This is a genomic window from Zoogloea sp. LCSB751, assembly GCF_002028455.1.
Taxonomy (GTDB): Bacteria; Pseudomonadota; Gammaproteobacteria; order Burkholderiales; family Rhodocyclaceae; genus Zoogloea.
Map to the genome: position 1 here is coordinate 104661 of NZ_MWUM01000002.1, position 25137 is coordinate 129797.

Annotated in this window: 24 protein-coding genes; 11 read left to right on the forward strand and 13 right to left on the reverse strand. The window is 69.3% G+C overall.

The annotated features are described in order from the left end of the window. Window positions 1-2 precede the first annotated feature (2 nt). Window positions 3-1079, forward strand: a complete 1077-nt coding sequence (locus B4920_RS03390; protein WP_079433211.1) for a nitroreductase family protein — start codon at window positions 3-5, stop codon at window positions 1077-1079. Further along, window positions 1079-2089: a cation diffusion facilitator family transporter gene (locus B4920_RS03395; RefSeq protein ID WP_079433212.1), complete on the forward strand. Its 1011-nt coding sequence runs from the start codon at window positions 1079-1081 to the stop codon at window positions 2087-2089. Before B4920_RS03390 ends, B4920_RS03395 begins: the two co-directional genes overlap by 1 nt. 327 nt (window positions 2090-2416) lie before the next feature. On the opposite strand, the gene B4920_RS03400 is transcribed toward B4920_RS03395, so the two are convergent. Both B4920_RS03400 and B4920_RS03405 read right to left on the reverse strand, forming a co-directional pair. Continuing rightward, window positions 2417-2869: a YaiI/YqxD family protein gene (locus B4920_RS03400; protein ID WP_079433213.1), complete on the reverse strand. Its 453-nt coding sequence runs from the start codon at window positions 2867-2869 to the stop codon at window positions 2417-2419. A 62-nt stretch (window positions 2870-2931) separates the two neighbouring features. Continuing rightward, on the reverse strand, window positions 2932-3255 hold the full coding sequence (locus B4920_RS03405) for a ferredoxin (RefSeq protein ID WP_079433214.1): 324 nt from the start codon (window positions 3253-3255) through the stop codon (window positions 2932-2934). A 342-nt stretch (window positions 3256-3597) separates the two neighbouring features. Between B4920_RS03405 and B4920_RS03410 the strand changes: the two genes are divergently transcribed. The 4 genes from B4920_RS03410 to B4920_RS03425 are packed head-to-tail and all read left to right on the forward strand — an operon-like array spanning window position 3598 to window position 7544. After that, window positions 3598-4476, forward strand: coding sequence for a fumarate reductase cytochrome b subunit (locus tag B4920_RS03410; protein ID WP_079433215.1), 879 nt, complete (start codon window positions 3598-3600; stop codon window positions 4474-4476). Window position 4477: 1 nt separating this feature from the next. Beyond that, window positions 4478-6457, forward strand: a complete 1980-nt coding sequence (locus tag B4920_RS03415) for a fumarate reductase flavoprotein subunit (RefSeq protein ID WP_079433216.1) — start codon at window positions 4478-4480, stop codon at window positions 6455-6457. Next, on the forward strand, window positions 6454-6789 hold the full coding sequence (locus B4920_RS03420; protein ID WP_079433217.1) for a 2Fe-2S iron-sulfur cluster-binding protein: 336 nt from the start codon (window positions 6454-6456) through the stop codon (window positions 6787-6789). Before B4920_RS03415 ends, B4920_RS03420 begins: the two co-directional genes overlap by 4 nt. 23 nt (window positions 6790-6812) lie before the next feature. Then, window positions 6813-7544, forward strand: coding sequence for a fumarate reductase iron-sulfur subunit (locus tag B4920_RS03425; protein WP_079433218.1), 732 nt, complete (start codon window positions 6813-6815; stop codon window positions 7542-7544). Window positions 7545-7615: 71 nt separating this feature from the next. On the opposite strand, the gene B4920_RS03430 is transcribed toward B4920_RS03425, so the two are convergent. From B4920_RS03430 to ada, 3 genes are all read right to left on the reverse strand, one after another. Continuing rightward, window positions 7616-8488 carry a DNA-3-methyladenine glycosylase gene (locus B4920_RS03430; protein WP_079433219.1) on the reverse strand — a complete coding sequence of 291 codons (873 nt, stop codon included), beginning with the start codon at window positions 8486-8488 and terminating at the stop codon, window positions 7616-7618. A 141-nt stretch (window positions 8489-8629) separates the two neighbouring features. After that, on the reverse strand, window positions 8630-9271 hold the full coding sequence (alkB, locus tag B4920_RS03435) for a DNA oxidative demethylase AlkB (protein WP_079433220.1): 642 nt from the start codon (window positions 9269-9271) through the stop codon (window positions 8630-8632). After that, window positions 9268-10341 carry a bifunctional DNA-binding transcriptional regulator/O6-methylguanine-DNA methyltransferase Ada gene (gene ada, locus B4920_RS03440; protein WP_079433221.1) on the reverse strand — a complete coding sequence of 358 codons (1074 nt, stop codon included), beginning with the start codon at window positions 10339-10341 and terminating at the stop codon, window positions 9268-9270. The genes alkB and ada overlap by 4 nt, the downstream gene beginning before the upstream one ends. A 180-nt stretch (window positions 10342-10521) precedes the next feature. Between ada and B4920_RS03445 the strand changes: the two genes are divergently transcribed. The 4 genes from B4920_RS03445 (at window position 10522) to B4920_RS03460 (ending at window position 13501) form a co-directional block, all read left to right on the forward strand. After that, the gene (locus tag B4920_RS03445) at window positions 10522-12039 is read left to right on the forward strand and encodes an aldehyde dehydrogenase family protein (RefSeq protein ID WP_079433222.1); all 1518 of its coding nucleotides are present in this window, start codon (window positions 10522-10524) and stop codon (window positions 12037-12039) included. Between the two features lie 100 nt (window positions 12040-12139). Then, window positions 12140-12430, forward strand: a complete 291-nt coding sequence (locus tag B4920_RS03450) for a nucleotidyltransferase family protein (RefSeq protein WP_079433223.1) — start codon at window positions 12140-12142, stop codon at window positions 12428-12430. Between the two features lie 17 nt (window positions 12431-12447). Continuing rightward, complete coding sequence (locus tag B4920_RS03455) at window positions 12448-12798, forward strand: DUF86 domain-containing protein (protein ID WP_216819731.1); 351 nt, start codon at window positions 12448-12450, stop codon at window positions 12796-12798. A 34-nt stretch (window positions 12799-12832) separates the two neighbouring features. Further along, on the forward strand, window positions 12833-13501 hold the full coding sequence (locus B4920_RS03460; protein WP_079433225.1) for a hypothetical protein: 669 nt from the start codon (window positions 12833-12835) through the stop codon (window positions 13499-13501). Window positions 13502-13514: 13 nt separating this feature from the next. On the opposite strand, the gene B4920_RS03465 is transcribed toward B4920_RS03460, so the two are convergent. Then, window positions 13515-14420 (reverse strand): pyridoxamine 5'-phosphate oxidase family protein, encoded by a 906-nt coding sequence (locus B4920_RS03465; protein ID WP_079433226.1) that lies wholly within the window; start codon window positions 14418-14420, stop codon window positions 13515-13517. A 5-nt stretch (window positions 14421-14425) separates the two neighbouring features. Beyond that, window positions 14426-15058: a glutathione S-transferase family protein gene (locus B4920_RS03470; RefSeq protein WP_079433227.1), complete on the reverse strand. Its 633-nt coding sequence runs from the start codon at window positions 15056-15058 to the stop codon at window positions 14426-14428. A gap of 106 nt (window positions 15059-15164) precedes the next feature. Between B4920_RS03470 and B4920_RS03475 the strand changes: the two genes are divergently transcribed. Then, window positions 15165-16046 carry a LysR family transcriptional regulator gene (locus tag B4920_RS03475; protein WP_079433422.1) on the forward strand — a complete coding sequence of 294 codons (882 nt, stop codon included), beginning with the start codon at window positions 15165-15167 and terminating at the stop codon, window positions 16044-16046. Window positions 16047-16055: 9 nt separating this feature from the next. Here the strand turns inward: B4920_RS03475 and ovoA are convergent, their stop codons facing one another. From ovoA to B4920_RS30825, 6 genes are all read right to left on the reverse strand, one after another. Then, on the reverse strand, window positions 16056-18455 hold the full coding sequence (ovoA, locus tag B4920_RS03480) for a 5-histidylcysteine sulfoxide synthase (RefSeq protein ID WP_079433228.1): 2400 nt from the start codon (window positions 18453-18455) through the stop codon (window positions 16056-16058). A 35-nt stretch (window positions 18456-18490) separates the two neighbouring features. After that, window positions 18491-19651 (reverse strand): DNA polymerase IV, encoded by a 1161-nt coding sequence (dinB, locus tag B4920_RS03485; protein ID WP_079433229.1) that lies wholly within the window; start codon window positions 19649-19651, stop codon window positions 18491-18493. 131 nt (window positions 19652-19782) lie between these two features. Next, window positions 19783-21192: an esterase-like activity of phytase family protein gene (locus tag B4920_RS03490; RefSeq protein ID WP_079433230.1), complete on the reverse strand. Its 1410-nt coding sequence runs from the start codon at window positions 21190-21192 to the stop codon at window positions 19783-19785. Between the two features lie 105 nt (window positions 21193-21297). Next, window positions 21298-23112, reverse strand: a complete 1815-nt coding sequence (locus B4920_RS03495) for an ABC transporter ATP-binding protein/permease (RefSeq protein WP_079433231.1) — start codon at window positions 23110-23112, stop codon at window positions 21298-21300. 150 nt (window positions 23113-23262) lie between these two features. Then, entirely contained in the window at window positions 23263-23889 is a 627-nt protein-coding gene (locus tag B4920_RS03500; protein ID WP_079433232.1) for a LysE family translocator, read from the reverse strand. Between the two features lie 65 nt (window positions 23890-23954). Further along, entirely contained in the window at window positions 23955-24974 is a 1020-nt protein-coding gene (locus tag B4920_RS30825) for a methyl-accepting chemotaxis protein (RefSeq protein WP_305847113.1), read from the reverse strand. Window positions 24975-25137: the final 163 nt, after the last annotated feature.

Below are 25137 nucleotides of genomic sequence, written 5' to 3' on the forward strand. Positions count from 1 at the left end.
CCATGAGCCGCCGCGAAACCCTGCTCAAGATCCTCGACCTGGCCCGCTGGGCGCCCAGCGGCGACAACACCCAGCCGTGGCGCTTCGAAATCGTCGCGGACGACCACCTTGCCGTGCATGGCAACGACACCCGCGACTGGTGCCTCTACGACTTCGACGGCCACGCCAGCCACATGGCCCATGGCGCACTGCTGGAAACCCTGCGCGTCGCCGCCAGTGGCGAAGGGCTGGCCGCGAGCTGGAGTTTGCGGCCGGCTTCCCGCGATGCGGCACCGGTGTTCGACGTACGCCTGACGGAGCAGCCCGGGCTGGCGCCCGACCCGCTGCTGCCTTTCATCGAGACGCGCGTGGTGCAGCGCCGCCCGATGCGCACCACGCCGCTGACCGAGGTCCAGCGCCAGGCCCTGGCCGCCGCGCCGGGGGCTGGCTACAGCGTGCAGTTCTTCGAATCCTTCGCTGCGCGCCGCCGGGTGGCTGGCCTGCTGTGGCGCAATGCCTACCTGCGCCTGACCTGCCCGGAAGCCTTCCCGGTGCACAAGGAAATCATCGAGTGGCGCAGCCGCTACAGCAAGGACCGCATTCCGGAGCAGGCGGTCGGCGTGGATAGCCTCACCGCGCGCCTGATGGAATGGGTGATGACCAGCTGGGGGCGGGTGGAGTTCTTCAACAAGTACCTGGGCGGCACCATTGCGCCGCGGGTCCAGCTGGATTACATCCCGGCGCTGGCCTGCGCGTCCCACGTGCTGATCCGCCCCGAGCGGCCGCCGGTGAGCGTCGAGGACTACGTGCGCGGCGGCGTCGCGATGCAGCGCCTGTGGCTGACCGCCACCGCCGTCGGCCTGCATTTGCAGCCCGAGATGACGCCGCTGATCTTCCGCTGGTATGCCCGTGCCGGCCGCAGTTTTTCGGCGCTGCCCGAGATCGGCAGCGGCGCCGCGGCGCTGGCGGAGGAGTTCGAGCGCATCGGCGGTTTCGGCCGCGAGCAGGCGCTGACCTTCTTCTGCCGGGTCGGCATGTCCCCTGTCCCCCGGTCCCGCTCGGTGCGCAAGAGCGTGGATGAACTGATGCTGCAAGCCTGATGAATCACAACCACGCCACCCACGATCACGATCACCACGACGACCACGCCTGCGGCCACGATCACCACCACCACGAACACGCAGCGGATCATGGCCATGCCCACGGACACGGGCATGGTCACCATCACCATGGCCCGGTGTCCTACGACCGGGCCTTTGCGATCGGTATCTGCCTGAATATCGGCTTCGTCCTCATCGAAGCCTTTTACGGCTGGAGCGCGGACTCCCTGGCGTTGCTCGCCGACGCCGGCCACAACCTGTCCGACGTCGCCGGCCTGATCCTCGCCTGGGGCGCCGCGCTGGCCGGTCGCCTGCGTCCGACCCACCAGCGCACCTACGGCTGGCAGCGCGCGTCCATCCTCGCCGCGCTGGCCAATGCGATGCTGCTGCTGTTCGCAATGGGGGCGCTGGCCCTGGAGGCCGTGCAGCGCCTGCAGGCGCCGGAGGCGGTCGGCGGCTGGACGATCATCGTGGTGGCGGCCATCGGCGTGGTGGTCAATGGCATCACCGCCGCGCTGTTCATGTCCGGCAGCAAGGACGATCTCAACATCCGCGGCGCCTTCCTGCACATGGCGGCCGACGCGCTGGTGTCCCTCGGGGTGGTCGCCGCCGGTGCGCTGTACCTCCACTTCGGCTGGGTTTGGCTCGATCCGCTGGTCAGCCTGGCCATCGCGGTGGTCATCGTGCTGGGCACCTGGGGCCTGTTCCGTCAGTCCCTGCACCTCGTCTTCGACGGCGTGCCGGACAGCATCGACCTGCTCGAAGTGCATGCCTGGCTGCGCGCGCTGCCTGGCGTGAACGGCGTCCACGACCTGCACATCTGGGCCCTTGGCACCGCCGACGTGGCCCTGACCGCCCACCTCGTGATGCCCGCCGGCCACCCCGGCGACGCCTTCTTCACGGACCTCGCCCGTGAACTGGAGACGCGCTTCCACATCCAGCACCCGACCATCCAGATCGAGATCGAAGGCATCGACGACGGTTGTGCCGCACCGCTGAAGCTGGGTTGAGCGGGAGTGGCCCGAACTGAGCTGGCTTGAGCCAAGCTGGGTTGGGTTGGGTTGGGTTGGGTTGGGTTGGGTTGGGTTGGGTTGGGTTGGAGTGGGCTCAGTTGGGCTCGAGCCTGTGGGGGCGAATTCATTCGCCCGCGGAGCTTGATCAACGCATGAAGGGCGAATGAATTCGCCCCCACAGTGCCCCCACAGTTGTTCTCTTCCGCAGGTGTTCCCTTCCGCAGGGGCCGCCCCACGGTTCAGCCCCACAGCCTGTAGCCCCAGCGCTTGCCCCTTTCGGCGGGTCGCTCTTTCTGAGCTGTCGGGGAGAGCCCGTACCGTTGTTCAGCTGCGTATCGCGCGGGCCAGGAAGCGGTCCAGCGCGGCGCCGAAGGCTTGCCGGTCGGCCTGGCTGAAGCTGGGCGGGCCGCCGGTCTGCACGCCTGCTCCGCGCAGTTCTTCGAGGAAGTTGCGCATCGACAGGCGCTCGGCGATGTTGGCGACGGTGTACATCTCGCCGCGCGGATTCAGCGCGTGAGCCTGGCGTTCGAGGACCGCCGAGGCCAGCGGAATGTCGGCGGTGATGACCAGGTCGCCAGCGGCCACCTGGCTGACGATGTGGGCGTCCGCCACGTCGAAGCCCGACGGCACCTGGACGGCCCGGATGAAGCGCGACGGAGGCGTGCGCAACATCCGGTTGGCGACCAGGATGGTCGGTATTTCCAGGCGCTCGGCGGCGCGGAAGACGATGTCCTTGACGACCGCCGGACAGGCGTCGGCGTCGATCCAGATCTGCATGGCGGGAGGCCCGGTGTGCTGAGGCCCGCCAGTTTACCGCGCGCCGCGCCCGACGACGGGGGTCACCAGACGCCTTCGGGGGCCTTCAGGCGTTCCACCGGCTGGTCGAGCAGGATGTGCTCTTCGACGATGGCGGTCACGTCGGCGGTGGTCACGCCGCTGTACATCACGTTGTCCGGATAGACCAGCACGCTGGGGCCGGCCTGACAGGGGCCGAGACAGCCGGTGTTGGTGAGCAGGAAGTCGTTCCACAGATTGCGCTGCTGGAATTCCTGCTGAAAGGCCTGCCACACCGTGTTGCAGCCCTTTTCCTGGCAGGAGCCGCGGGGGTGGCCGGGCGGGCGGCCCTGGACGCAGACGAGGATGTGCTTTTTCGGTTTCGGCATGATGCGCTCCGCAAATAGGGTGTGCCCCTTCAAGCAGGTTCTGCGCCAGTGCGCCGCAGCAAAAGGAATCAAGGACTTGGCGCCGGGGCGTGTGGCGCGTATGCGACATCGCTGCGCCATTTGTCGGCGCTCAGGGGCTTTGTCACGGTAGGTGTTGCGGGGTGGGCATATGCTGCAGTGCAATAGTGTTGTGTTAGATTGAGATGCCGGGTCGATATCGGAGCCCTTGCTCCGGCAGGCTGGGCATCCGCCCGGAGTCCGGGTTGCCGGTGTGCGCATTCGCTTGCGGCCCGGCCGGTTTCTCTCCCCCGCAAAGGGAGTGGCATTTTGAGGTCCATCGCCATGAGCCGCATGCTCGAACGAAGCGGTGCGCTGCCAACCCCCGCCGGCAGCCTGGCGCCGGAGACTCCGCTTCCCGTGGCGGCAGCGCCCTCCGCACCCTTGCATCGCCGCAGCCGCTGGCCGGCCCGGCTGGATCTGCTGCAGAGCGCGTCGGGCTTGTTCCTGGCGCTGTTCCTGGTAGCCCACATGTTCTTCGTGTCGTCCATCCTTATCAGCCAGGACGCCTTCTACACCGTGGCGCGCTTCTTCGAGGGGGCCTATTTCCTCGCCACGCCGCAGCCGTGGATCGTCTCCTGCGTGGTCGGCGGGGTGCTGGCGGTGTTCGTGCTGCATGCCTGGCTGGCGCTGCGCAAGTTCCCGGCCAACTTTCGCCAGTACAAGGCCTTTGCCGAGCACCGGGCGGGCCTGCGCCACGACGACACCGGCCTGTGGTGGATCCAGCTATGGACCGGCTTCGCGCTGTTCTTCCTGGCCAGCATCCACCTCTACGGCATGCTGGTGCATCCGGAATTGATCGGCCCCTACGAATCCGCCGACCGGGTGTGGACCGGCAGCATGTGGCCGCTGTACCTGCTGTTGCTGTTCGCGGCGGAAATCCACGGCAGCATCGGTCTGTACCGGCTGGCGCTGAAATGGGACTGGCTGCCCGGCCGCGATCCGGTGGCTGGTCGGCGCCGCCTGCGTGCGCTGAAAACCGCTTTCAGCCTGTTCTTCATCGCGCTGGGCCTGGTCAGCCTGCTGGCTTATGTGCGGCTGGGCATCGCCCACGCCGATCGCGCCGGCGAGCGCTATGTACCGTCCGGCGACGGGACGCCGGCCAACGTCGCCTCGGGTATGAACGTGGCGCCGGCGATGGCGCCCGTCCGCCGGGGAGGCTGACATGCGTATCCTCTATACCGACGTGCTGGTCATCGGTGGCGGTCTGGCCGGCCTGCGGGCGGCGGTCGGCGCCCGGCGCCGCGGCCACGACGTGGTCATCCTCAGCCTGGTGCCGGCCAAGCGGTCCCATTCGGCGGCGGCCCAGGGCGGCATGCAGGCCAGCCTCGGCAACACCGCCAAGGGCCAAGGCGACAACGAGGACGTGCATTTCGAGGACACCGTGCGCGGCTCCGACTGGGGCTGCGACCAGGCGGTGGCGCGCCTCTTCGTGCATGCCGCGCCGCAGGCGGTGCGCGAGCTGGCGGCCTGGGGCGTGCCGTGGAACCGGGTGCGCGCCGGCGAGCGCGAGGTGGTGATGGATGGCCGTCGGGTCACGCTCAGCGAACGGCCCGAGGCCCACGGCCTGATTGCCGCCCGCGACTTCGGCGGTACCAAGAAATGGCGTACCTGCTACGTCAGCGACGGCACCGGCCACGCGATGCTCTATGCGGTCAGCGACAAGGCGGTGGCCGAAGGCATCCCGGTGCATGAGCGGATGGAGGCCATCGCGCTGATCCATGAGGGCGGGCGCTGCCATGGCGCCATCGTGCGCAACCTGGTGACGGGCGAACTCGTCGCCTACGTGGCGAAGGCTACCTGCATCGCCACCGGCGGCTTCGGGCGCATCTACCGGGTTACCTCCAACGCGGTGATCAACGAGGGCATCGGCGCGGCGATCGCGCTGGAGACCGGCGCGGCCTGCCTGGGCAACATGGAGGCGGTGCAGTTCCATCCGACGACGATCTTCCCGGCCGGCATCCTCGTCACCGAGGGCTGCCGCGGCGACGGCGGCCTGCTGAAGGACGCCGCCGGCCACCGCTTCATGCCCGACTACGAGCCGGAGAAGAAGGAGCTGGCCTCCCGCGACGTAGTGTCCCGCCGCATGGAGGAGCACATCCGCGCCGGCCACGGTGTGAACAGCCGCTTCGGCGAACACCTGTGGCTGGACATCACGCTGCTCGGCGCGGCCCACATCGACAGCCGCCTGCGCGAGGTGAAGGAGATCTGCCGCCACTTCCTCGGTATCGACCCGGCTCGCGACTTCATCCCGGTGCGGCCGGCCCAGCATTATTCGATGGGCGGTATCCGCACCGACGCCCGCGGCGAGGCCTACGGCCTGGCCGGCCTGTTCGCCTGTGGCGAGGCGGCGTGCTGGGATCTGCACGGTTTCAACCGGCTCGGTGGCAACTCGGTGGCCGAGACCGTGGTGGCCGGCATGATCGTCGGCGAGAACATCGCCGACTTCGTGGAATCGTCCGCGGGCGAGCTGCAGGTGTCGACGGCTCTCGTGCGGGAATTCCTCGCTGCGGAACAGGCGAAGCTCGACACTCTGCTGCAGGGCAATGGCAACGAGAGCGCCACCGAGATCCGGCGGCGCATGCAGGACATCATGACCGACAAGGTCGGTATCTTCCGTCGCGGCGACCTGCTGGCCGAGGCCGTCGACGAGCTCCAGGCGCTGCTCCAGCGCAGCCGCCGGATCGGCGTGGCAACGCGGCGCCCGGGCAGCAACCCGGAGCTGGTGGCGGCCTACCGCGTGCAGAAGATGCTCAAGCTGGCCCTGTGCGTCGCCTACGGCGCCCTCCAGCGTACCGAGAGCCGCGGCGCCCACTACCGGGAAGACCACCCACGCCGCGACGACGCCAACTGGCTCAAGCGCACCCTCGCCAGCTGGAGCGACCCCTTCCAGACCCTGCCCACGTTGGCCTACGAGGCCCTCGACGTGCGCCACATGGAGCTGCCACCGGGCTGGCGCGGCTATGGCGCGCGGGATGCCATCGAGCATCCGGCGACGGCGCTCCGGGCGGCCGAGATCGCCGCCATCCGCGAGGCCTTCGGGCATGCCGAGCGCTTCACCGTGCAGCAGGCCCTGATGCCCTACGAGCACCTGGTCCCGGTGCGTTTCCGGGGCCGCAATGAAAGACTGGGAGACGCATCATGAATGCCCCCAAACCCGACATGCGCGTCCTCACGCTGCGCCTGCCCCTGCTGAACGGCAGCCTGCACGCCTTCACGCTGGTCGAAACCCGTGGCATGACCCTGCTGCGGGCGATCCGCCAGTTGCGTGGCAGCCTGCCGGCCACCCGCCTCGACAACTTCATGTGCCATGCCGGCGCCTGCAGTACCTGCCGGGTGTTCGTCGATGGCCAGCCCGGCGTGCCGTGTTCGACCTTCACCCGCGATCTCGGTACCCAGATCAGCGTGCTGCCCGGCGAGCACGCCGACGGCTGGGGGGCGCTGCGCGACGACAGCCGGCGCCTGCACCGGGGCTGAGCGCCTTGCCAAGGAATACGCCGATGACCACCGACACGCCCCGCCAACTGACGCTGCGCATCCTGCGCAGCAGTCCGAGCGAGGGGATGGCACCCCACTGGCAGGACTTCCGCGTCGAGGAAGCGGAGGGCATGACCCTGTTCATCGCCCTCAACGAAGTCCGCGACACCCTCGACCCGTCCCTGCAGTTCGACTTCGTGTGCCGGGCCGGCATCTGCGGCAGCTGCGGCATGCTCATCGACGGCCGGCCGGGGCTGGCCTGCCGCAGCCTGACCCGCGACCTCGGGCCGCTGATCACGCTGGCGCCGCTGCCGGTGTTCGCGCTGATCGGCGACCTGTCGGTGGATACCGGCAGCTGGATGCGCGGTACCGCCGAGCGCCTGGAAACCTGGATCCACAGCCAGGCCGAGCCCGACCTGACCGCCGTCGAGACGCCGATGGCGCCCGAGCTGGCCGAAGCCATCTACGAGCTCGACCGCTGCATTGAGTGCGGCTGCTGCGTGGCAGGTTGCGGCACGCAGCGCATGCGCGAGGACTTCGTCGGCGCGGTGGGCCTCAACAAGATCGCCCGTTTCCGCCTCGACCCCCGTGACGAGCGCAGCGACGCGGACTACTACGAACTGATCGGCGACGACGCCGGCGTGTTCGGCTGCATGTCCCTGCTCGGCTGCCACGATGTGTGCCCCAAGGGGCTGCCGCTGCAGACACAGATCGCCTTCCTGCGCCGCAAGATGGTGGCGGCCGGGCTCAAGTAGACTTTTCTGTGGGGGCGAATTCATTCGCTCCCACAGCCCAGCCCCGCAGTAACCCGCATGAGTGGGTTTCCTCAGGCCTCCTTCGCCACCGCCCACAGGTGGGCCGCGGCCAGCGCCCGCCAGGGCGCGAAGTCGGCGAGCCAGGCGCGGGCTTCGGCTTCGCCGACTTTTTCTGCCCTTCCCAGCAGTTTCTGCAGGCCGCGGCGTACCGCCGCGTCGCCGTGCAGCGAACCATCCAGATGCGCGAAGCCGCGCAGCAGCGCGTAATCCACCGTCCACGGGCCGATGCCGCGGATGGCCAGCAGGCGCTCGCGGATCTCCTCGGCAGGCGTGGTGGTGAGCCAGGCTTCCAGCGGCAGCTTGCCGTCGGCAATCAGGCGGGCGAGCCTCAGCAGCGTGCCAGCCTTGGATTGCGACAGGCCGGCGCTGCGCAGCTGAGCCTCGTCCTGCGCGGCGAATTGCGCCGCGTCCGGGTAGCAGGCCAGGCCGCCGCTGTGGCGGACCCCGATGCTGGCGATCAGCCGGCGGCGTATGGAGATCGCTGCAGCGGTGCTGATCTGCTGGCCGGTGACCGCCCAGCTGAGCGCCTCGAAGGGCGTTGCGGCTTGCGGCACGCGCAGTCCGGCGTGGCGGCTCAGCAGCGGGCCGAGCTGGGGATGGTGGCGGTGGGCCGCCTCGAAGGCGTCCACCGGCTGGTCGAGGCCCAGGACGTGCCGGGCCAGGCCGGCGACCGCTCCGGCGCTGGCCGGCGGGCCGTCCACCTCCAGTTCCACGTCCACGTGCCCCGCTTGAAACGCAAGCTGCAGGCAGGCCGGCGCGCCATGCCAGATCAGCCCCTTCGCAAAGCCGCCGGCCTCGACCCGCTCGGCCAGCTGCTGCGGGTCGCGGGCCTGGAAGGCCAGGATGTCGGCGGGCCGGAAGGAGGCGGGAAGGGCGAGGCGCATGGCGGTGATCCTTGGCGGAGCCGTGGGGGTTCTGCGGGCCCGGTGCTCAGGTCCCCGGTTCAGGGGCAGACCTGAGGGTTTGGGTTGCGGTTTGGACTGTGGGTTGGACTGTGGGGGCGGGAAGAACCGTCCCGGCCACCGTCAGCCCGCCTTCCTGAAGGTCAGGTTGATGCGGCACGCACCGGTCGCCGGGTGCCGGCCGTCCAGCAGCGGCAGCACGCCGTGGAAGCGCAACCGCGCCGGCCCGCCCCACACCAGCACGTCGCCGTGGCTCAAGGTGAGGCGGGCGGCCTTGTCGCTGCGAGCCAGGCCGCCGAACAGAAAGGTGACCGACAGGCCGAGGGACACGGAGACGATGGGCTGTGTGAAGTCCTGCTCGTCCCGGTCCTGGTGCAGGGACATGCGGGTGCCCGGCGCGTAGCGGTTGATCAGGCAGGCGTCCGGCACGAACGCGGGGAAGCCGGCCCGTTCCGCCGCGGCGCCGGCGAGGCGCAGCAGGCGCGGCGGCAGCGGTGGCCACGGCTGGCCGCTGTCCGGGTCGGCGGCGACGTAACGATAGCCATGGCGGTCGCTGATCCAGCCGAGGCTGCCGCAGTTGCTCATCGCCACCGACATGGCCTGGCCGCCCGGCGTGAACATGCGCCGGAAGGGCGCGCGGGCGGCGATGGCCTGCACGTCCGCCAGGATGGCGTCCGCGTCGGCCAGCGCGAAACCGTGCAGCAGCATCGCGCCGGGGGCGATGGGCTGGTACGGGTCGGTCGCCGCGAAGAGGTCGAGGGTCATGGCCGGGCCTCGCGTTCGAGCAGGGCCTGCTTGCGCGCGACGCCCCAGCGGTAGCCGGCCAGGCCGCCATCGTTGCGTACCACCCGATGGCAGGGCACGGCCACCGCCAGCGTGTTGGCCGCACAGGCGCCGGCCACCGCCCGCACCGCCCGTGGCAGGCCAAGGCGGCGGGCCAGTTCGGTGTAGCTCAGCCGGCTGCCCACCGGGATCTCCCGCAGCGCGTGCCACACGCGCAGCTGGAAGGCGGTGCCGCGCAGGTCCAGCGGCAGGTCGAGGCCCGTGGCCGGACTTTCGACGAAGCCGGCCACCTGGGCCACCAGCGCGGCGAAGTCGGGATCGTCGCCGACCAACTCGGCGTGGGGGAAGCGGTCCTGCAGTTCGCGGGCGAGGGCGTCGGCATCGTCGCCGAGGCTGATCGCGCAGACGCCGCGCGGGCTGGCAGCGACTAGGATGGCGCCGAGGGCGCTCTGGCCGATGGCGAAGCGGATCTCGGTGTCGGCGCCGCCGGCCCGGTACTGGCTTGGCGTCATGCCCAGCGCGGCGTCGGTGTCGGCGTAGAAGCGTCCGCTGGAGGCATAGCCGGCGTCGTACTGGGCGGCGCTGACCGATGGGTTGGCGGCAAGGCCGTCGCGCAGGCGGCGGGCCCGCAGCGCAGCGGCGTAGGCGCGTGGCGTGAGTCCGGTCGTTGCCTTGAACAGACGCTGCAGGTGGAAGGGGCTGAGCTGGGCTTGGCGGGCGAGCTCGTCCAGGTTCGGCACGTGATCGGCGTCCTCGATGAAGCGGCACAGCTCGGCGACCAGCGCCCCCTGGCGCTCGGCGAGGGGCGGCAGGTCTGGCCGGCAGCGTCGGCAGGGGCGGAAGCCGGCCGCTTCGGCGTCCGGCGCGCTGGCGTGGAAATCCACGTTCTCCGGCCGTGGCCGGCGCGAGCCGCAGGACGGACGGCAATACACGCCGGTGCTCTTCACCGAGTAGAAGAAGTGGCCGTCGGCCGTCGGGTCGCGGGCCAGCACGGCGGCCCAGCGCGGGTCGGCCAGGGTTTGGGCGGCGTGGCTGTGGAGAGGGGCATCCATGGTCGGGTCTTGATGGGCTGCTGCGATACCCGAAATCTAGCCCTTGCCGGGCCGGCTTGCACTCCGCGGCTTGCTTTTGAATTGCGGGACTGTCGTTGGGGGGAATGCGCCTGACCCTGCCGGGATTGTTCCTGGCTCCCGCGTGTCCAACAGGCGTGATCACCTTGCTGGGAGGGCGCCATGCTGCATCCGCTGTTGTCTTCCGAAGTCGCTGTACTGTTTGCCGGTTTCGGACTGCCGGTGCCGGGGGCCGGTAGGCTGGTGGCCCGTTCGCCGATCGATGGCAGCCGCATCGGCAGCTGCGTGGAGTGCGACGATCTGGATGCCGTGGTGGCGCGGGCGCGGGCGGCGTTCCTGGCCTGGCGCCTTGTGCCGGCGCCGCGCCGCGGCGAGCTGTTGCGGCGCTTCGGCGATGCGCTGCGCCGGCATAAGTCAGCACTCGGCCGGCTGGTCAGCATCGAGAGCGGCAAGATCCTGTCCGAAGGGCAGGGCGAGGTGCAGGAGATGATCGACATGTGCGACTTCGCGGTCGGCCTGTCGCGCCAGCTCTACGGCCTGACGATGGCCAGCGAGCGGCCCGGCCACCGGTTGATGGAAAGCTGGCATCCCCTCGGCGTGTGCGGCGTCATCAGCGCCTTCAATTTTCCGGTTGCGGTGTGGGCGTGGAACGCCGCGCTGGCCTTGGTGTGCGGCGATGCGGTGGTGTGGAAGCCGTCGTCGCGCACGCCGCTGTGTGCGCTGGCCTGCCAGGAACTGCTGGCCCAGGCGATGGCCGAGGCGGGCGACGTGCCGCCGGACCTCAGCCAGGTGGTGATCGGCCCCGGCGCCCTCGGCACGGCGCTGGCCGATCATCCGGACGTGGCGCTGCTGTCGGCCACCGGTTCGACGGCGATGGGGCGCAGCGTGGCGCCGCGGGTGGCGGCGCGCTTCGGGCGCAGTCTGCTGGAGCTGGGCGGCAACAACGGGATGATCGTCGCACCCAGCGCCGACCTGGAGCTGGCGCTGCGGGCCATCGTCTTCGCCGCCGCCGGCACTGCCGGCCAGCGCTGCACGACGCTGCGCCGCCTGATCGTCCACGAATCCGTCGCGGCGCACCTGCTGCCGCGCCTCACGGCGGCCTTTGCCAGCCTGCCGGTCGGCAATCCGCTGGAGCCCGCCACCCTGGTCGGCCCGCTGATCGACAGTGTGGCCGTTGACGCCCACCGCGCGGCGCTGGTCCAGGCCCACGCGGAGGGCGGCTGCGTGCATGGCGGCGAGGTGGTGGCGGTGGCCGACTGCCCCGACGGCTGCTACGTGCGCCCGGCGCTGGTGGAGATGCCCGGCCAGAGCGCGCTGGTGCGCCGCGAGACCTTCAGCCCGATCCTCTACGTGCTGCGCTACCGCACGCTGGACGAGGCGCTCGCGCTGCATAACGGGGTGCCCCAGGGGCTGGCCTCGGCGATCTTCACCACCGATCTGCGCGAGGCGGAACGTTTCCTGTCGGCGGCCGGCAGTGACTGCGGCATCGCCAACGTGAATATCGGCCCGTCCGGTGCCGAGATCGGTGGCGCCTTCGGCGGCGAGAAGGAGACCGGCGGCGGCCGCGAGGCCGGCGCGGACGCCTGGCGGGCTTACATGCGGCGGGCCACCAACACCATCAATTACTCCAGCGCGCTGCCGCTGGCCCAGGGTGTGCGTTTCGATGCGCCGGGTGGTTGATGGACGGGGGCCAGAACCATCATGTCGCAGCATCCGCCTGGCGGTTGCAAAGCGCCGACGGCTGCTCTATCGTCAAGCCGGATCTGGTGTGGGAGAACGCATGAAACCGTCGGCAGTGCTGGACTCGAATCGCGCCGCGATCCGCCGTGTCGTGGAGTCCCATCGTGCCCGCAATGCGCGTGTATTCGGTTCGGTGCTGCATGGGCTGGATAAGGAGGGCAGCGATCTGGACATCCTCATCGACCCGACGCCGGAGACAACGCTGTTCGACATCGGGGCGATCCGCCACGAGTTGGGCAAGCTGCTCGGTGTGCCGGTGGACGTGCTGACTCCCAATGCATTGCCGGACACGTTTCGAGCCGCTGTGCTCGCGGAAGCCCGGCCGGTATGAGTCGTGATCGGCAGCGAGTGGCCGATTATCTGGCACACATCCTCGAAGCCATCGAGCGTATCGACCGGTATACCGGGGATATGGAGGAAGTGGCCTTCCTGGATAACCCCTTGGTACAGGACGCGGTGATCCGCAATTTCGAGATCATCGGCGAGGCCAGCAACAACATCGAAAGGCACTATCCGGAGTTCGCCGCCGCTCATCCGGAGCTGCCCTTGGCATTCGCCTATCAGATGCGTAATGCCCTTGCGCACGGTTACTTCAAAGTGGATTTTGAAATCGTCTGGCGGACGATCCACCGCGATCTGCCGCAGCTGCAGCGGCAGGTGTCTGCTGCGCTGCAGCTTGAAGATCATGGGCACTCCTGAGCACGGCTCCAACGCTTGTGCGCATGTCGAACCGATGCGTTTCCTGCCCCTGCTGCTCGCCCTGTTTTGCTGCAACAGTTTCGCCGACGTCTGCGACGAGCTGCCGAAGCCGTCGGTGACGGTGAAGCTGCACGAGGAGCCGGTCGGGCTGGGTACCGTAACCGGCCTGCGCACCCTCAGCCTGATGGGGCCGCGTTCCCTGCAGGAAGGGCAGCGGGTGCTCGGCCTGACGCGCGGGGCGGCCATCGTGCGTTTCGAGACCAGGGTGGTGTCCCGCGTCGATGCGTCCCGCCAGTGGGAGTGCGCCAGTCCGCAGATCAGCGTGACCTACGGCTTCAGCCCCTTGACGGTGTATGTGGCGAAGGAATTTCCGAAGGACAGCTGTGCCTACCGGGAGATCTACCAGCACGAGCAACGCCACGTGGATGCCTATCGCCAGCACCTGGCCGGCATCGAGAAGGAGCTTGCCGATACCTTGTCCCGCCGCTTCACCACCGGCGGCCCGTGGCGCGGCCCGATCGGCCAGGCGCGGACGCGCATCGCCAATGAGCTGGAGGAGCGCTGGGGGCCTTACGTGCGGCGCGAGATCAACAAGGTGGAGCTCGTGCAGGCGCAGATCGACACGCCGGAGGAATACCGCCGGGTCGCCGAGCGCTGCGACGGCGCGATCAAGAAGATCACCCTGCAGGCGTTGCAGCGCTGAGCCGGATGCTTGCTCAGGCGGGCGGTGGCTGCCAGCGCAGGGCTGCGGCCTGCCGGGCGAGGCGACTCGTGCGTACGTGAAGGCGCAGCAGGCGCCGGGCTTCGGGAAAGGTGGCGAGGGCAGCCTCGTCGTCGACGATCTCCGCATCGGCGGCCAGCCAGGCCAGGTCGCCACGCACAAAATCGATGAACAGCAGGCCGGCGCGCGGGGCCAGCAGCAGGTTGCCGAGGGTGTTGAAATAGTTGTTGCCGGCCAGGTCGGGCACCGTCAGCGTGTCGCCGTCCATGCGCACGAAGCCGGCCGGGCCGCCCCGATGGGACACATCCACACCGTGGGCCGGCAGGCCGTCGTCGTCCGGGTGGGCGCTGGCGATGAAGAAGGTGTCGGCCGCCGCGACGAGCGCTCGTACGGGTTCGCCCAGACCGGTGAAATCCGTGTGTTCCGGGAAGGCTGGACGACCGGGCGTGTACTCGGCCTGGCGCGGCTGGATGTACTTGGGGCAGTTGCCGAAACTCTGTTCGACGTGGACGTCGATACCGGCCCCATCCACCGCAACGACCCGCCCGTTGGCCCGGTTGCGGCGCCGCGTGTGGGCCTCGATGCCGAGCAGGCCGACGCGGGCGCCGTTTTCCAATAGACCTTCGAGAGGATCGCCGGCCGGCGGCCGCGCTGCGATGTGCAGGCGATCGTCCGCCGGTGCGGTGATGAAACCCGGTGCGCCGGCAAGCAGCGACGCCCACGGCTGGCCGTCGCCATCCACCGCGCCCACCACGACGAAGGGCAACTGGCCGAAGAAGGCCTGGTGGGTTTCCGGCATGGCCGGCCGGATCACCCGCGGGCCGACCTCGGCCAGCCGTTCCCGGCTGCCGGCGCGGGCCTGCAGGGCTTGTTCGCCGGTGTGGAAGCTGGGGCCAGCCATGGTCGTCAGGCCGCCAGGCCGATGGCGGTGGCCGGCATCGGGATGAAGCCGGGCAGCGCTTCCACACGGGCCAGCCAGGCACGGATGTTCGGGTAGTCGGCCAGCGACACATTGCCTTCCGGCGCGTGGGCGATGTAGGTGTGGTTGGCCACGTCGGCGATGGTGGCGTGGTCGCCGACGAGGAAGGGGCGTTCGGCCAGTTCCTTCTCGATCACCGCGAACAGCGTGTGGGCGCGGGCGATGACTTCCTTCGGGTTGAAGTCCATGCCGAACACCGTGATCAGGCGGGCCGCGCAGGGGCCGTAGGCGACCTGTCCGGAGGCCACCGACAGCCAGCGCTGGACCTGGGCGGCGCCGGCCGCGTCGGTCGGCAGCCAGTGCGCATCCCCGTAGCGGCGGGCCAGGTAGACCAGGATGGCGGTGGAGTCGGCGATGGTCAGGTCGCCGTCCTGGATCACCGGCACCTGGCCGAAGGCGTTCATCGCCAGGTAGGCGGGCGTCTTCTGCTCGCCGCCGGCCAGGTCGACGTCGATCGGCTCGACGGGCAGGCCGAGCAGGGACAGGAAGAGCTCGGCCCGGTGGCTGTGGCCGGAGAGCGGGAAGCGGTACAGCTTGATCGGCTGGGCGGGGGTGTTCATGGTTTCTTCCTTTGGTGTGGGTGATGGCAGCTAGTGTGCGTTGATCCGATTTATGGATAAATGGCGCAATCCTGATTTCACTCATCCGATAGATGGAGTAATGACCATGGACAAGCTGAAGGCCATGGCGACCTTCGTACGCATCGCCGACGACGGTAGCCTCAGTGCCGCGGCACGCAGCCTGGGCAGTTCGCTGCCGGCGGTGGTGCGCACGCTGGCGGCGCTGGAGGCCGAACTGGGCGTACGCCTGTTCAACCGCACGACGCGCCGCATCGCGCTGACCGAGGAAGGGCGGCATTACCTGGCGAGCTGCCGCAATCTGCTGGCTTCCCTCGACGAGGCGGAAGCCGCCTTGAAGGAGGAGGCCGGCGAGCTGTCCGGCCAGCTCACGGTGACGGCGCCGGTGCTGTTCGGGCAGATGTACGTGGCGCCGGCGGTGAATCGCTTCATGCTGCGCCACGACCAGCTGCGCTGCCGTCTGCTGCTCTTCGACCGGGTCGTGAACCTGCTGGAAGAAGGCATCGACGTGGGCATCCGCATCGGCGCGCTGGAGGATTCGACGCTGATCGCCCATCCGGTCGGCGCGGTGCGGCGCATGGTGGTGGCCAGTCCGGACACCCTGCGCGGGCGTCCGCTACCCGCTCATCCGAAGGATCTGCTGCAGGCCGATTGCATCGGCTTCCTGTCAGGTTCGGGGGGCTGGTGGCGCTTCGAGGACAAGGGCCGCTCATTCGGCGTGCCGGTGAAGGGGCGGTTGGAGTTCAACCACGTGGCGCCGGCGGTGGACGCCTGCGTGGCCGGGCTGGGCTTCGGCTGCTTCCTGTCCTACCAGATCGCCGGCCACCTCGCCGCGGGGCGGCTGCAGCCTGTGCTGGAAGACTTCGAGCCGACGCCGCGCCCGGTCAGCGTGGTCTACCCGCACGCGCGCCTGCTGCCGGCGCGGGTGCGGGTGTTCGTCGAATGGATGCGCGAGGCGCTGGCGATGTGAGGCGCTGCGTCAGCGCTCCCGCTGCCACAGCATGCCGTGGGTCACGATGAACTGGTACTTGCGGGCATGTTCGCGGATCACCAGCGGCACCTCTTCCTCCCGGCGCAGCACGAAGCCTTCGGCGGCCAGGAAGGCTTTGAGGGTGTCGGCGCTGCGCACCGCCTGGCCGTCCTTCTCGTAGCCGCCGAGCCAGGCTTCCCGCGGCGTGAATTGCTCCAGCCACGAGTAGGGCGAGAACAGGGCCACCAGGCCGCCGACCTTGACCAGCCCGCGCTGCCCGCCGAGGCGGCCGAGCAGGGACATGGGGCTGGGCAGGCGGCACAGCAGGTTGGCCAGCAGCACCGCGTCGAAATCGGCCAGCTCGGCGGGCAGCGAACAGGCGTCGGCCTGGCGGAAGCTGACCCGGCTGCGGTCGATGGCCGGGTCGATGCGGGCCGTCACCGTTTCGCCCAGCTCGCCTTCGTCGTGCCGGAAGTAGGGCCGGCTGCCGTCCTGCTGCAGCGTGCTGGCGGCGTCGATGAAGGCGCGGGACAGGTCCACGCCGAGTACCTCGCCGAAGCCGCGAGCCAGTTCGAAGCTGCCGCCGCCGACCGCGCAGCCGACGTCCAGCGCGCGGGCCGTGCCCGTCTGGTACTGCTTGGCGCCGTCGAGCAGCCAGTCGGCGCAGCGCTGGGGGAAGGAGGTGCTGCGCTGGGGGCCGCCGGCCCACGGCATCTGGGTCTGCGGTTCGCCGTGGTGGAGCAGCATGTAGTCGTCCACCATGCGGGCATCTTCATAGACCTGGCTGGTGCTGTCCGCGCCGTCGAGCTTGACCACGTTGCCGTCGTGGGCGGCCTGCACGACGCGGAAGCCGGCGTGCTGGAAGAAGTGCGGGCGGAAGTGGAAGCGCGCCCACACGCTGGCCTCGTCGCCGCAGGAGATCCATGAGCCGCCGAGGATCATCTGGTGCTGGCCGTCGTAGCAGGGGGTCGAGAAGTCGTCGTAATAGGGATGGACGCGGGCGCCGGGCAGTGGGCTGAAGTCGTCCCCGTGCCATTGCCAGACGTTGCCGAACACGTCATGCACGCCGGCCAGGCTGGGTGTGCCGGCATCCACCGGCCACGGGGAGCCGTGGGCGAGCTGGCTGTTGCAGCCGCAGGCGGCGGCGAGGGCGGCGCCGTCGTGGTGGGCGGGGGGATCGGTTTCGGCCCACGAGGCGTCGCGCAGTGCATGGTGCTCGGCCTCGGTGGGCAGCCTACAGGGGATGCTGTCGCGGGCGCTGCGCCAGGCGCAGTAGGCGGCGGCTTCGTGGGCATTGACCTCGGCCGGCCAGTTCCACGGCATGTCGATGGTCTCGAACAGGGTGCGCAGCTTGTAGCGGTGCAGGCCGGCGGGGCCGTCCGGCACCCAGAAACAGGGCCACTTGCTGTTGCGGAAGCCGCGCCATTCCCAGCCGGCGTCGGTCCAGTACTGGCGCTCCAGGTAGCCGCCGTTCTGGATGAACTCCAGGAAGGCCCCGTTGCTGACCAGCTGGTTCTCGACCTTGAAGGCCTGCAGCGCGACGCGGCGTTCGCCATATTCGTTGTCCCAGCCGAAGCTCGGCCAGTCGCGGGGCTTGCCTAACTTTACGACGGCGGCCGGGATGTCCACCAGGCGCGGCGCCGGGAAGTCCTGCCCGGCGAGCGGCGGAAAATGCGCCGGCGTGCCGGCGCTGGCGTGCAGGGCCGGCCATTCTTCCGGGCGGCGCACGTCGTCGATGGGCAGTTCGCGGATCAGTACCGATGAGGTTTCGATATGGATGCGCTCGTGCTCGAAGCCCATGAACAACGCCCACAGCGGGTCGTCCATGGTGATGGGGGCATGGCCGCGGACCAGACCGGGGTGGGTTTCGATGAGGCGGCGCACCGTCAGGTAGACCTGCTGGCGGTAGGTGTGCACTTCCGAGAAGCCGGGCCAGCGCATCTCGTTCTTCGACATGTCGTCCCAGCGCATTTCATCCACGCCGGTCTCGAAGATGCGTTCGAAGTAGGGATTGATCGGGGTGTCGATGAGGCCGGCAACGCGCAGCTTGTTCACGTACAGCACCGCCGGGTGGCCGTAGTAGAAGACCATCGGGTGGCGCAGGTGATGGTAGGGCGGGCGGTAGAAGGCTTCCTCGCCCTGCAGGCTGGCGAACAGCACCTCGGTCAGCGTCCACCCGTTGTCGAAGGTGGCCAGCACCGATTCGCGGGTACAGGTGGCGAGGTCGGGCTGGGGCAGGGCGGTGAGACGGCCGTCGGGCTGCATGCCGGGGCAATTCTCCGGGGCCAGCCCGGTCCACCACCAGGCCGGGCGCGGGCCGCGCAGCAGGGCATCGTGTTCGCCGCGGAGGTTCTGGCGCCAGGGTTCGATGGCGCTTGGGATGGCCGGTTCGAGGTTCGGGTGCTGCATGCGGGTCTCCTGGAGGTCCTGTTGTGTAGGTGCGTTCAGGCGAAGAGTTCGGCCTGGACCGGTGCTGGCGGTTCGTGTTCGGGAATGGCGTCGCGTCTCACCAGGTTGCCGACGCGCACGCCGAGCAGGCGGATGCGCCGTTCCAGTGGCACGCGCTTGAGGCATTCGCCGGCGGCCCGGCGGATCGCCGCCGCGTCGCCGATGGGGCCGGGCAGGGTCAGGTCGCGGGTGACGGTGTGGAAGTTGTCGAAGCGCAGCTTGAGGCCGATGGTCTTGCCGAAGTAGCCCTTGCGCGCCAGGTCGGCAGCGAGCTGCTCGCACAGGCGGGTGAAGCGCTGCGACAGTTCGCTGCGGTCCTGGCGGGGGTGCAGGTCGCGCTCGAAGGTGGTTTCGCGGGAGAGGCTCTTCGGCTCGCTGTGGGTGACCACCGGGCGGTCGTCCTGGCCGCGGGCAGCGCGGTGCAGCCACTGGCCATAGCGTTCGCCGAACTGTTCCTGCAGCCACTGGGGATCGGCGGCGGCCAGTTCGCCGATACGCTGGATGCCCAGCGCCTCCAGCCGCGCCGCCGCCTTCGGCCCGATGCCGTTGATGCGCTTGGCGGGCAGCGGCCAGATGCGGGCCGGCAGGTCGTCGGCGGCCACCACGGTGATGCCGGCCGGCTTTTCCAGGTCGGAGCACAGCTTGGCGAGCAGCTTGTTGGGCGCCACGCCGAGGGAGCAGGACAGGCCGGTGGCGTCGCGCACGGCCTGCTGCAGGCGCAGCGCGATGGTGCGGGCGCCTTCGCGGCTGCCGTCCGGGTTGAGGGCGGTGAGGTCCAGGTAGATCTCGTCGATGCCGCGGTCTTCGAGCTCCGGCGCGATGTCCCGCACCGCGGCCTTGAAGAGGCGCGAGTAGTGGCGGTAGGTGTCGAAGTCGGCGGGCAGCAGCAGTGCGTCCGGCGCCAGCTGGGCGGCCTTCATGAGGCCCATGCCGGAATGCACGCCGAGGGCCCGCGCCTCGTAGGTGGCGGTGGTGATCACGCCGCGGCCGACGTAGTCGCGCAGGCGCGGGAAGCGGGTCGGGTCCTCGACCGCTGCGGCGCGGCGACCGCCCACCACAGCCGGCAGGCCGCGCAGCTGCGGGTAACGCAACAGCTCCACCGACGCGTAGAACGCGTCCATGTCCAGGTGGGCGATGCTGCGAGGAAGCGGGGGCATGGGTCCGGTTGAAGCCGCAAGGGACTTCATTGTGCATCAAGGGGCGGCTTTCGGATGTGCGCCGACCCGGGCCAGTCCCACAGGCCGCCACGGACCGGGCTAGCGAGTCCCGGTCCGTGGCGGCGCGGTGCTTACTTCTTGCGCCGCAGCATCAGGCCGCCGAGGCCCAGGGCCGCCAGCGCCAGGCTGGCCGGTTCGGGGATGTGCTGGGACTGGTAGCCAGCGAGCCGGTCGCTGGTGATGCCGAGCACGAAGAACTGGTTGGGGTTGGCGGTGGGCGTGCCGTTGACGCCGACGGTATCCAGGAAGTCGTTGTCGTTGGTGACGATCAGGGTGTGCTGCAGCACGCCATCTACCAGCACGTCGGGGCCGAAGGCGAGGCCCTCGATCTTGGCCGGGATGGTGCGGTCGGTGTAGCCGTTGGCCTTCAGCAGGGCCACCAGGTCCACGAACAGGCTCTTGCCGACGGTCTTGGCGGCCAGCGCGCTTTCGCCGGTGATGCTGCTGACGTCCTGGCCGGTGCTCAGGTCCACTTGGAAGATCTTCTTGAAGCCGGCCTTGGAGTCGTCGCCGAGGCCCTTGCCGTCGCGTTCGTCGATGAGGAATTCGTGGTCGTTGATGGCCACGATCTCGCTGATGCTGGTGTACTTGGGCTTGGCGGCGGTGCCGATGTTCTCCAGCTGGTAGGCGTATTCGTGGGTGACCTTGCCGGTGGCCAGGTCCACGGTGACGATGCGCACCACGCCGGCGTTGGTGCCGCCGTCCTGGGCCAGCGGGCTCTGCATGATGCCGACCAGGGTCTTGCCGTCCGGGGTGATGGCCAGGCCTTCCATGCCCTTGTTGGCGACGCGGCCGCTGGTGTTGCCGGCGATCTCGGCGTCGCCGGAGGCGGACAGGTTGGACACCGCGAACTTGTCGGGCAGTGCGATCACGCCGGTGCGCTCGCCGGTGGCGCGGTCGAAGCGGTAGATGTAGGGGCCGTATTCGTCGGAGATGTAGACGCTCTTGCCATCGCCGGCGACGCGAATGCCTTCCGGATCGAAGCGGGCGTTGGCGCTGTTGGTGGACAGGCCGGCGGCGAAGGCGTCGGAGCGGCCGGTGAAGTAGTTCTGGCCCGCGCTGCCGGTCAGCACCGGGGCGCTGCCGTAGTTGAGGGCGGTGGTGCTGGACAGCAGGGTGGTGGCGTTCAGCGTCGGGGCGAGGGTGGCCACGCTGGCGGCGCTGAAGGTGGCGGAAGACAGGCCCAGGCTGACGGTCTGGAAGCGCGGGATCCAGCTGGTGGTGTTGTCCACCGCGGCGTTCCAGTTGACGGCGTTGGGGCCGCGGTCGGGCGTCAGCAGGAAGGTGTCGCCGCCGGCCCAGGCGACGGCGGAGCCGAGGCCGCCGAGGAGGTTGGCGGCGGCGCCGTTTTCCAGCGTGCCGGTGAGGCCGGACAGGTCGGAGCCGGACAGGCTGCCCGTGCCGATCAGGGCGACGCCGGCGTGGGCGGAGGTGGCCACGAGGGCCGGCATGAGCAGGGCGAGCAGACGGGGGGCGAACATCGGAAAAACTCCTTGCAGGTCGGGTAGCTGAATCGACTGAAGCTACGCGGCCTGCATTTCGCCGAGGTTACACCTCCGTCCGTTTGCAAAGGTTTGCAATGTCGCTCAGGCGGCTTCCTCTTCGGCCGCCCGTTCTTCGAGCTGCAGGGCCCACATCTGCGCGTAAGCGCCGCCGTGGGCGAGCAGTTCGGCATGGCTGCCGCGCTCGACGATGCGGCCCTGGTCGAGGACCAGGATCTCGTCGGCGTTCATTACCGTGGACAGACGGTGGGCGATGACCAGCGTGGTGCGGCCACGGGCGGCGGCGTCGAGCTGGGTCTGAATGGCCTTCTCGGTCTTCGAGTCGAGGGCCGAGGTGGCTTCGTCGAAGATCAGGATGTCCGGGTTCTTCAGCAGCGTGCGGGCGATGGCCACGCGCTGCTTCTCGCCGCCGGAGAGCTTGAGGCCGCGCTCGCCGACGCGGCTCTGCCAGCCGTCCGGCAGGCGGGCGATGAAATCCTCCAGCTGGGCGGCGCGGGCGGCGGCCTCCACCTCCTCGCGGCTGGCATCGGGGCGGCCGTACTGGATGTTGTAGAGCAGGGTGTCGTTGAACAGCACGGTGTCCTGCGGGACGATGCCGATCGCGGCGCGCAGGCTGTCCTGGGTCAGGCTGCGGATGTCCTGGCCGTTGATGCGCACTGCGCCGCCCTGCACGTCGTAGAAGCGGAACAGCAGGCGCGCCAGTGTGGACTTGCCGGAGCCGGAGTGGCCGACCACCGCCACCGTCTTGCCAGCGGGGATGGTGAAGTCGACGTCGTGGAGGATCGGGCGGCTCGGGTCGTAGGCGAAGTTAACGTCGTCGAAGCTGACGCTGGCCGGACCGCGGGTCAGTGCATGGGCACCGGGTGTGTCGGCCACTTCCCGGTGGGTGGCGAGCAGGCCGAACATGCGCTCGATGTCGGTGAGGGCCTGGCGGATCTCCCGGTACAGCACGCCGAGGAAGTTGAGCGGGATGTAGAGCTGGATCAGGAAGGCATTGACCAGCACCAGGTCGCCGAGGGTCATGCGCCCGGCGGCTACGCCGTCGGCGGCGCGCCACATCATGGCGGTGACGCCGACGGCGATGATGGCCGCCTGGCCCATGTTGAGGAAGGACAGGGACTTCTGGTTCTTGATCTGGGCCGCCGTCCATTTTTTCAGCTCGACGTCGTAGCGGCGGGTTTCGAAGGCCTCGTTGTTGAAGTACTTCACCGTCTCGAAGTTGATCAGGCTGTCGATGGCCCGCGCGTTGGCGGCCGAGTCCAGCTCGTTGGCCTGGCGGCGCAGCGCGGTGCGCCAGTTGGTGACCTTGAAGGTGAAGGTGATGTACAGCGCCAGCGTGACGACGGTGATGATCGCGAAACTGGGCTCGTACTTGACCAGCAGGATGGCCAGCACCAGGCCGATTTCGACGAAGGTCGGCAGGATCGAATACAGCGTGTAGCTGATCAGCGAACCGATGGAGCGAGTGCCGCGCTCGATGTCGCGGGTCAGGCCGCCGGTCTGGCGTTCCAGGTGGAAGCGCAGGGACAGCGCGTGCAGGTGGCCGAAGACCTGCAGCGAGATCTCGCGCACCGATTCCTGGGTGACCCGTGCGAAGACGATCTCGCGCAGTTCGGTGAACAGCGAGGTGGAAAAGCGCAGTGCGCCGTAGGCCACCAGCAGTGCCGCCGGCACCACGATGAAGGCCTGGGAGCGGGAAATGTCGAGGCCGTCCACCAGCTGCTTGAAGATCAGCGGCACGGTGACATTGGCGAACTTGGCCGAGATCAGGCAGGTGAGGGCAAACAGCACCCGCCACTTGTAGGCCCACAGGTAGGGCAGCAGCTTCTGGATGGTCTGCCAGTCATGGCGTTCGCCGCTGGCGGGCAGGGGCGCGGGGCCGGAAGGGGAGCGTCGCATTGTTCTTTGAATGTGGGGGCGGCTGCATGTGCCCCGCTGCGTGAATTGACGAAGCCGATTGTAGGGGCGACTTCATCGTTGGGGCGAATTCATTCGCCCTCCGCTGCTTCGATGGCGTTCGAGGGCGAATGAATCCGCCCCAACGGGCGTTTAGTTGTCGCTGGCCGCCAGGCGTATGGCGAGGCCGATGAACAGTACGCCGCACAGGCGGTCGAGCCACGGGCCCAGGCGCGGGCGGCGGGCCAGCAGGCGGCCGATGGTGCCGGCGGCCAGCGCCAGTCCGCCGAACACAATGACGGTCTGGGCGGCGAAGACGGCGCCAAGGGCCAGCATCTGCAGGCTTGGGGTGCCGGTGGCCGGATCGGTGAACTGGGGCAGGAAGGCCAGGAAGAACAGGCCGACCTTGGGGTTCAGCGCGTTGGCGACGAAGCCGCGGCGCAGGTCGCGCCGCCACGGCTGGGCCGGCAGGCCGCCGGTCGGGGCGAGACGGCCACCGCTGCGCAAGGCCTGGATGCCCAGCCACAGCAGCCACGCCGCGCCGGCCAGCTTGACCGCCAGCAGGAGGCCGGGCGATGCCCGCACTACCGCCGCGATGCCGAGGGCCGCCCAGGCGGTGTGGGTCGCGCAGCCGGCGGCGCAGCCCATGCCGAAGGCCAGACCGGCGCGGCGGCCGCGGGCCAGGCTGTGGCCAATGACCATCAGGTTGTCAGGGCCTGGCGCGAGGGTGATCAGGACCGAAATGCCGAGGAAGGCGAGGAGGGTGTCGAGGCTGGGCATGGCGCCCGATTCTCGGCGGTGCGGGAGGGCGCGTCAATGCGTGGCGCGCCCCTGTTCCGTCGGCATCAGTGGCGGTGCCCGCCTTCTTCCAGGCACAGGATGGACGGGTCGTTCAGTGCCGCCTCGCCCATCCTTTGCAGGTTGTCGAGGACCCGCATGGAGGACTGCTCCATGCTGTCCAGGTGCCGAAGGACGGCGTCCATGTCGTTGTCGGCATGGGCCTTCAGTACCTCCACGCCGGCCCGGTGCACCTCGATGTGGGGTGGCTCGACTTCCCGGTAGCCCGGCAGCTGGCTGAAGCAGGCGCGGCCTTCGCCTTCGTAGTACCACTTGCCGAGACGGCAGGCGGTATGGGTGGCGAGATCCTGGGCCTTTAGATCGAGCAGGCCGAAGACCGCCAGATAGATGCGGAACTTGAAGACGATGTGGTCGATCTTGGCGACCTCGACGAAGCTCTTCGCGGCGCTGCCGGCGATGACATTCTCCATGTTGGCCGACAGGCCCATCAGCAGACGCATGTCCTCGGTGGCCTTCTGGCCGCGGTCGCTGAAGCGGCCGGAGGCCTCGGCCAGGCGCTGCATGCTGTCGCGGGCCTTGGTCGAGTCGTCGTGGATGCGTTCCACCAGGGTCGAGATGTCGGCGGTGGCGCTGGAGGTACGCTCGGCCAGCTTGCGCACCTCGTCGGCGACCACCGCGAAGCCGCGGCCGGCCTCCCCGGCGCGGGCGGCCTCGATGGCCGCGTTGAGGGCCAGCAGGTTGGTCTGGTCGGCCACGCCACGGATCAGATTGACGATGGCCCCGATCTCGTCGGCGCGCTGGGCAAGGGTGTCCACTTCGGCGGCGGACTTGTCCGATTCGGCGGCCAGGCGCTGCAGGCTCTCGGCGATCTCGGTGGTGGCCTGGCCGCTGGCCTTGGACACATGGGCGGCCTCGACGGCCTTGTCCTTTTCCTCGTGCAGCAGGCCGGCCATCTCGGCCAGGCTGCCCTGGGCGCCGCTCAGCGACGAGCCGAACTCGGCCATGCGCTGGACGACACCGAGCAGGTTCTCGCACTGGATGCGCTTTGCGTCTTCCGCTTTGCGCAAGCCGTCGATTTCCTGCTGGAGCGCCTCGTTCTCGCCTTTTAGTCTTGCCTCTCGATCTCCGGCGCTGCGGAGTTGAGCCTGGAGGTTCTCGTATGCTGTCCTGCTGATCCACATGGTGTTGCCTGACTGTGCTGATGGGTAAGCGTGACCCCGGTGCGGGGGC

Bases quoted from the DNA above. Each gene is read 5' to 3' on its own strand.
- B4920_RS03415 (WP_079433216.1), top strand. From the start codon at position 4,478: ATGCGTATCCTCTATACCGACGTGCTGGTCATCGGTGGCGGTCTGGCC.
- B4920_RS03490 (WP_079433230.1), bottom strand. From the start codon at position 21,192: ATGTTCGCCCCCCGTCTGCTCGCCCTGCTCATGCCGGCCCTCGTGGCC.
- B4920_RS03445 (WP_079433222.1), top strand. From the start codon at position 10,522: ATGCTGCATCCGCTGTTGTCTTCCGAAGTCGCTGTACTGTTTGCCGGT.
- B4920_RS03420 (WP_079433217.1), top strand. From the start codon at position 6,454: ATGAATGCCCCCAAACCCGACATGCGCGTCCTCACGCTGCGCCTGCCC.
- B4920_RS03400 (WP_079433213.1), bottom strand. From the start codon at position 2,869: ATGCAGATCTGGATCGACGCCGACGCCTGTCCGGCGGTCGTCAAGGAC.
- ovoA (WP_079433228.1), bottom strand. From the start codon at position 18,455: ATGCAGCACCCGAACCTCGAACCGGCCATCCCAAGCGCCATCGAACCC.
- B4920_RS03470 (WP_079433227.1), bottom strand. From the start codon at position 15,058: ATGAACACCCCCGCCCAGCCGATCAAGCTGTACCGCTTCCCGCTCTCC.
- B4920_RS03460 (WP_079433225.1), top strand. From the start codon at position 12,833: ATGCGTTTCCTGCCCCTGCTGCTCGCCCTGTTTTGCTGCAACAGTTTC.
- B4920_RS03500 (WP_079433232.1), bottom strand. From the start codon at position 23,889: ATGCCCAGCCTCGACACCCTCCTCGCCTTCCTCGGCATTTCGGTCCTG.
- B4920_RS03450 (WP_079433223.1), top strand. From the start codon at position 12,140: ATGAAACCGTCGGCAGTGCTGGACTCGAATCGCGCCGCGATCCGCCGT.
- B4920_RS03405 (WP_079433214.1), bottom strand. From the start codon at position 3,255: ATGCCGAAACCGAAAAAGCACATCCTCGTCTGCGTCCAGGGCCGCCCG.
- B4920_RS03495 (WP_079433231.1), bottom strand. From the start codon at position 23,112: ATGCGACGCTCCCCTTCCGGCCCCGCGCCCCTGCCCGCCAGCGGCGAA.
- B4920_RS03430 (WP_079433219.1), bottom strand. From the start codon at position 8,488: ATGCGCCTCGCCCTTCCCGCCTCCTTCCGGCCCGCCGACATCCTGGCC.
- B4920_RS03465 (WP_079433226.1), bottom strand. From the start codon at position 14,420: ATGGCTGGCCCCAGCTTCCACACCGGCGAACAAGCCCTGCAGGCCCGC.
- ada (WP_079433221.1), bottom strand. From the start codon at position 10,341: ATGGATGCCCCTCTCCACAGCCACGCCGCCCAAACCCTGGCCGACCCG.
- alkB (WP_079433220.1), bottom strand. From the start codon at position 9,271: ATGACCCTCGACCTCTTCGCGGCGACCGACCCGTACCAGCCCATCGCC.
- B4920_RS03410 (WP_079433215.1), top strand. From the start codon at position 3,598: ATGAGCCGCATGCTCGAACGAAGCGGTGCGCTGCCAACCCCCGCCGGC.
- B4920_RS03425 (WP_079433218.1), top strand. From the start codon at position 6,813: ATGACCACCGACACGCCCCGCCAACTGACGCTGCGCATCCTGCGCAGC.
- B4920_RS03390 (WP_079433211.1), top strand. From the start codon at position 3: ATGAGCCGCCGCGAAACCCTGCTCAAGATCCTCGACCTGGCCCGCTGG.
- dinB (WP_079433229.1), bottom strand. From the start codon at position 19,651: ATGCCCCCGCTTCCTCGCAGCATCGCCCACCTGGACATGGACGCGTTC.
- B4920_RS03475 (WP_079433422.1), top strand. From the start codon at position 15,165: ATGGACAAGCTGAAGGCCATGGCGACCTTCGTACGCATCGCCGACGAC.
- B4920_RS03395 (WP_079433212.1), top strand. From the start codon at position 1,079: ATGAATCACAACCACGCCACCCACGATCACGATCACCACGACGACCAC.